Raw genomic sequence first — 5,603 nt, 5'->3', positions numbered from 1 at the left:
CGTTTCGACCGCCCCAAGCACCTCCGAAACGTCGGATTCTATAGAATCCGACGTTTCGGAGGTGCTTGGGGCGGTCGAAACGCCCGATTCTATAGAATCGGACGGAATGGGCGGGCGTGAGGCGGCCGAAACGTCCGAACCGTAAGAATCGGGCGCGACGGACTTGACGGACGTATGCACGTCAGCCGGGACGAGGTCACCGGAAGCGGACGTGTGGGACGTGACGGACGCGACGCCCACGCGGGCGAGATGCGCCAGCCAGATGGTGAGCAGACGCTCCGCCAGATGCCCCGGCGTACGCAGCGTCTCCACGTCGGCGTGCGCGTGGTCCCACTTGGCCATGAACTCGTCGAGCAGGGGGAACAGCCACGCACAGTACGCATGGAACAGACCCTTGCGCATCACGAACATGTTGTTCGGCACCAGCGTGTGCCCGTCGAGCACCGCGTCCGCGTCCACGCGGTATTCCGGATGACGCGCGCACAGCACGTCGTACATGTGCCGCAGGTCGCGCAGGCGCAGATGCGGGTCCGCGTCCCACTGCTCCTTGAGCGTCATGAAGCCGTGCAGGCGGCGCACGTCCACCAGTGGCCCGGTCACCACGTCCCAGCCTTCCACGGCGTGCGCGATCGTGCCGTCGTCCAGACCGTATTCGGCGATCGACTGCGCGTCGATGTAGCCGGCCGGCACCTCGCCGAGCTCGTCCTCCTGATGCGGCGCCTGCGCCGTGCTCGCGAAGTCCAGATAACGACGGTACTGGCAGAAGCCGTAATAGTCGGTGTCCACGTTCTTCCACGCCCAGTACATGGCCGTCAGTTCGCTGTACATGGGGTTGAGTTCGGAGATGTGCTCGCCGTCGTTGTCGTGCAGCGTGTCCTCGAACAGGGGCCGTCCTTCGGCCTCCGCGAGTTCGGCGCCCACCTGGATGGGCAGGATGCTCGCGCAGTCCGGGAAGGTGGCCGGCGTGTGGGCGGCCACGAAGATGCGGATGCGTTTGGGCTGTGGGCTGACGGACATGACGATGCTCCTCCATGCGGCGATCGGCGGGATGCATGCCGACGCCTCGCTGTTGCGGTGCCGGCGGCGTGCGTTCCAGTGTAGTCGCGTCGGGGTGAGGGCGCGGCGACGGGGAGAGGCGGGTGTGTGGTGCGGGGTGCGTGTGCGGGTGTGCGGGTGCGCGGGTGCGGGGTGTGCGTGTGCGGCGTGTGCGGCGTGTGCAGTGTGGGCGTGCGTGTGCGGGGTGCGGGCGTGTGCGGGCGTGTGTGTGAGGACTCGGGTCGTGGCCGTAGGCGTGGTTGTCGTCTCGTGTTGTGGTGCATGTTCCATGGGTGAGGGCCAACTTCGAGACGGATTTGATTTCAGAGAGCGTGCGAGTAGACTTTCCGCCGTTTGCTTTCCGTCTGGCAGAGCGTTCTGTCTGGCTGGTTGCTCCGTCGGCAGAGATGTGGCCGGTCCGCCCTGCGACTGGCTGACGGTCGCATGTTGACTGGCGGACGGAACGCCGTCATGTATACCGTGAACGATGCATTCGAGTGCATGGGAGGGATCAGAACCATGAGCGACAATACGCAGCAGCCTACGAATGGCCAGCAGAATTCGGCCGAGCAGTCCCAGCAGCCCCAGCAGCCCGCGAAGGGCAAGTCCCGCAAGGGCCTCATCATCGGCGCCATCGTCGTGCTGGTGATTATCGTTGCCGCGGCCCTGCTGGTGCCGAACGTGGTGGGCAAGGCGTCCGCCGAGTCCGTGGAGGAGTGCAATCTGCAGCTGCAGGCGCTGTCCGCGCACCAGGAGGCGCTGAAGACCACGCAGGAGGAGGCCGACACGGCCGCCAAGCTCACCGCCAAGGACGTGGCGGACGCTTCCACGCTCAAGGACCTCAAGGCCGCTCAGGCCGAGGTGGACAAGCTCGGCAAGGCGCCGACCTGCCCGGCGAACGGCTCCCAGAAGGACGTGGATGAGGCCACGAACCAGATCCGCGAGTACGCGGAGAACCTGCGTTCCGCCACGAGCGGCCTCGATGCCGCCGCCAAGGCCGCCATCGCCTCCAACCAGGAGCTCACCGGCGTCTCTGAGGAGTAAGCGGTTTCCGAACGTCCCAGGAAAAGCTCTACGGCCCTATGGCTCATGACCAGCCATGAGCCATAGGGCCGTAGATATGCCCCGCCATTGCCGGCCATTGCCGGCTGCTTTCCGTCAACGTCCCCGCAATCGATTGCTGATTGCGGGGACGCTGACGTTGTCACCTCACTCGTGGCGCGAGTGACGGCCGCGCGCGTCGTTGCTCAACGAGCCGTGACGGTCGATGGCCTTGCGGACTTGGTCCACGGGCAGTCCCATGACCTGGCTGATGTCCTCCGGGGTCATGTGGCAACGGGTGATCAGGGCTTCGAGGTTCTGCGGGCTGAGGTATGTCACGCGGCCCATTGTAATCGAACACATGTTCGACCGGGCGTGTCTCGCGTGTTCCGCCGGCAGGCCCGCATCGCGGCCTCGTCGACCATCCGTGCGTGCCGTACGCGAGGCCACGCGCACGGGCGCCCGTCACCGGTCGCCCGACTGTCCGACTGTCCGGCTGTTCCGGCGCGCCGCATCCTCCGATGCCGGACGGACGCCGCTCAGCGCGTGAACACGTGGGTTGCGAGCCGGTGCAGCGCCTCGCGCACGCGGGCTTCGGGCAGTGCGAAGTTCATGCGGATGGTGTGGCGGCCGGCGAAGGCGCGGCCGTCCTGCCATGCGACGCCGACGTCCCAGCCCTGCCGCAGCAGTTCGTCCATGCACGGGTCCGCATCCGGGCGCAGCAGGGGCGGGAACGCGCCGGTTCCGTCCGATTCTCCAGAAAGGGTTCCGCCGACACCACCCGAGACACCCGAAACGCCTGTGGCGTCCGACGCCGCCGCGCGCCGGCGCGCGGCCTCCAGCAGTTCGTCGCGATGCTCTGCGCACCAGCGCTCGCAGTCGAGGAACAGCATGTACGTGCCCTGCGGCCGCGCGACCTCCACGCCCGGAACGCCCGCCGCACCCGCCGCATCAGCCTCACCCGCCGCGGCATCCCCGGCGAAGAACCGGTATCCGATGCGCAGGTTCCCGGCCAGCACGCCGAGCAGCTCGTCCAGCCACGCCTCGCCTTCGCGCGAGTAGGCGCCGATCAGCGCGTGCATGGACAGTACGTTCATCTCGTTGTACGGCGTCTTCGATTCGACGGCCGTGAGCCTGTCGCGCAGGTACGGGTCGTAGACCACGTGGTAGCTGCCGATGAGGCCGGCCAGGTTGAACGTCTTGCTGGGCGCGTACAGCGCGATGGTCCGGCGGCGCGCGTCCTCGCCCACCGACTGCGTGGGGATGTGCGGGTGGACGGCGCGGTCGAGGATCAGGTCGGACCAGATCTCGTCGGAGATGACCACGCAGTCGTTGGCGCGGAACACGTCCATCGCGCGCTCGATCTCCCAACGCTCCCACACGCGTCCGGTGGGGTTGTGCGGCGAGCAGAACACGGCCGCGTGGATGCGCTTCGCCTTGAGCCGGCGGTCCATGTCCTCGTAGTCCATGCGCCACACGCCGTCGGCGTCGCGACGCAGCGGACTGTGTTCGAGGCGGAATCCTGCGCCTTCGATGGTCATGGTGAAGCCGTTGTAGGTGGGGGAGTGCACGAGCACGGCGTCGCCGGGCGTGGCGAACGCGCGCAGCGCGGACACGACGCCGCCGAGCACGCCGTTCTCGTAGCCGATGTGCTCCGGCTTGAGACCGGTCACGCCGTTGCGGCGGCGATGCCACCCGATGATCGCGTCGTAGTACGCCTGCGTGGGCTCGAAGTAGCCGAACAGCGGGTGGGCGAGGCGTGCGGCGATCGCGTCGGTCACGGCGGGCGCGGTGGCGAAGTTCATGTCGGCGACCCACATGGGAATCGCGTCGTAGCCGTCGCGTGGGGCGGCGGGCGGCCGCATCAGCGGGTCGCCGTTGTCCTCGCCGATGGCGTCGACGGCGAGCGCGTCGTGGCCGTGACGGTCGGGCAGGGTGGTGAAGTCGAACATCGGTTCCTCCTTTGGCGTGCGATGGTGCGGACCGCGTGCGTGGCCGCGTCCGGTTCGGGTCTTGGGTCTTGCCATGCGGCGCCGCATGGCACGGGCTCCCGTCCGTCCCGTCGATGGTCCGGTGGGAGCCCGATTGCGTGGTCGTTGCGTTTAGTGTCGGCGGCAGTGGCAGTGTCGGTGCGTCACGGCTTGCGTCACGCGTAGATGTTGCGCGGGCGCATGTCCTCTGGCAGGCCTTCGAGCAGCGTCTGCACGGAGCCTTCCTCGAACACGGAGCGGATGCCGGCGGCCAGCAGTGGCGCGACGGACAGCACGGTCATGTTCGGCAGGCGCTTCTCCTCGGGCACCGGCACGGTGTCCATGAGGACGATCTCCTTCGCGCCGCACTTGGAGAGGCGTTCCACGGCGGGGCCGGACAGCAGGCCGTGCGTGGCGACGAGCGTGACGGAGCGGGCGCCGGCGTTGCGCAGCGTGCGCACGGCCTCGCAGATCGTGCCGGCGGTGTCGATCATGTCGTCGACGACGACGCAGTCGCGGTCCGCCACGTCGCCGATGATGCCGTGCGCCACGGCGTGGTTCGGACGGGTGGTGTCGCGGCTCTTGTGGATGAATGCGAGCGGCAGGTTGCCGAGCTTCGCGGCCCAGCGTTCGGAGACCTTGATGCGGCCGGCGTCCGGGGAGACCACGGTGGTGTTCTCCAGCGGCATGTGGTTGCGCACGTAGTCGAGCAGCACCGGGGTGGCGGTGAGGTGGTCGACGGGCGCGTTGAAGAAGCCCTGCTCCTGGGAGGCGTGCAGGTCGACGGTCATGATGCGGTCCGCGCCGGCGGTGCGGAACAGGTCGTAGACGAGGCGGGCGGTGATGGGTTCGCGGCCCTGATGCTTCTTGTCCTGACGGGAGTAGCCCATGAACGGGGCCACCACGGTGATGGTGCGGGCGGAGGCGCGCTTGAGCGCGTCGATCATGATGAGCTGCTCCATGATCCACTTGTTGACCTGGCCGTAGTGGCACTGGAGCACGAAGATGTCGGCGCCGCGCACGGGTTCGGTGAACCGGACGTACATCTCGCCGTTCGCGAAGTCGTAGGCGGTGGTGGGCAGCACCTTGATGCCCAGGCAGGTGGCCACCTCCTCGGCCAGTTCGGGGTATGCGCGGCCAGTGACCAGCGCCATACGTTTGTCCGGGGTGCCTTCAAGCAGCGACGTCATTCGTATCCGTCCTTATGTGAGCGAACCTTGCAAGAGCCTCATCCAGTGTACAAGGCCCCCTGTCATGCCCGGGACACGTGCGCGGGACGGCGGTAGGGCGATTGCGGGGCGGAAACGGGATGGAGGTCGTGGAACCGGTTGGGTTCCACGACCTCCATCGTTGACGGCCGGCGTGCGTGTTACCGGCGTGCGCCGGTCATCGCGAATCGTGCGTGATGACCGACATCACCGGCGTGGCGGCAGCGGCAGGCTTGGGCCTCCTTGCTGCCCTTGCCGCTGTGGCTGCGGTTGCGGCGGTACGGGCACCGCCGGCACAGCCGGTGCACCGTGGCCAGGCTGTGCGCCGTACTGCGGAGTGGTGGGGGCG

5 protein-coding genes are annotated in these 5,603 nt (G+C 67.8%); 1 reads left to right on the top strand and 4 read right to left on the bottom strand.

Going from position 1 to position 5,603, the window contains the following annotated elements:
• Positions 1 to 1,017: DUF4422 domain-containing protein (locus KIH78_RS10435; protein WP_219132296.1), on the bottom strand; the 1,017-nt coding region annotated here is incomplete at its 3' end.
• Between the two features lie 537 nt (positions 1,018 to 1,554).
• Between KIH78_RS10435 and KIH78_RS10430 the strand changes: the two genes are divergently transcribed.
• Positions 1,555 to 2,079, top strand: coding sequence for a hypothetical protein (locus KIH78_RS10430; protein WP_219132295.1), 525 nt, complete (start codon positions 1,555 to 1,557; stop codon positions 2,077 to 2,079).
• Between the two features lie 165 nt (positions 2,080 to 2,244).
• Here KIH78_RS10430 and KIH78_RS10425 read toward each other — a convergent pair whose 3' ends face one another.
• The 3 genes from KIH78_RS10425 to KIH78_RS10415 form a co-directional block, all read right to left on the bottom strand.
• The gene (locus KIH78_RS10425; RefSeq protein ID WP_214314565.1) at positions 2,245 to 2,415 is read right to left on the bottom strand and encodes a hypothetical protein; all 171 of its coding nucleotides are present in this window, start codon (positions 2,413 to 2,415) and stop codon (positions 2,245 to 2,247) included.
• 200 nt (positions 2,416 to 2,615) lie between these two features.
• Complete coding sequence (locus KIH78_RS10420) at positions 2,616 to 4,028, bottom strand: MalY/PatB family protein (RefSeq protein ID WP_236034596.1); 1,413 nt, start codon at positions 4,026 to 4,028, stop codon at positions 2,616 to 2,618.
• 194 nt (positions 4,029 to 4,222) lie between these two features.
• Positions 4,223 to 5,236 (bottom strand): ribose-phosphate diphosphokinase, encoded by a 1,014-nt coding sequence (locus KIH78_RS10415; protein ID WP_214314563.1) that lies wholly within the window; start codon positions 5,234 to 5,236, stop codon positions 4,223 to 4,225.
• Positions 5,237 to 5,603 lie beyond the last annotated feature (367 nt).

The sequence above is a fragment of the Bifidobacterium saguinibicoloris genome, from assembly GCF_019331725.1.
Classification (GTDB): Bacteria; Actinomycetota; Actinomycetes; order Actinomycetales; family Bifidobacteriaceae; genus Bifidobacterium; species Bifidobacterium saguinibicoloris.
This window is presented reverse-complemented; position numbering and strand designations above follow the sequence as displayed.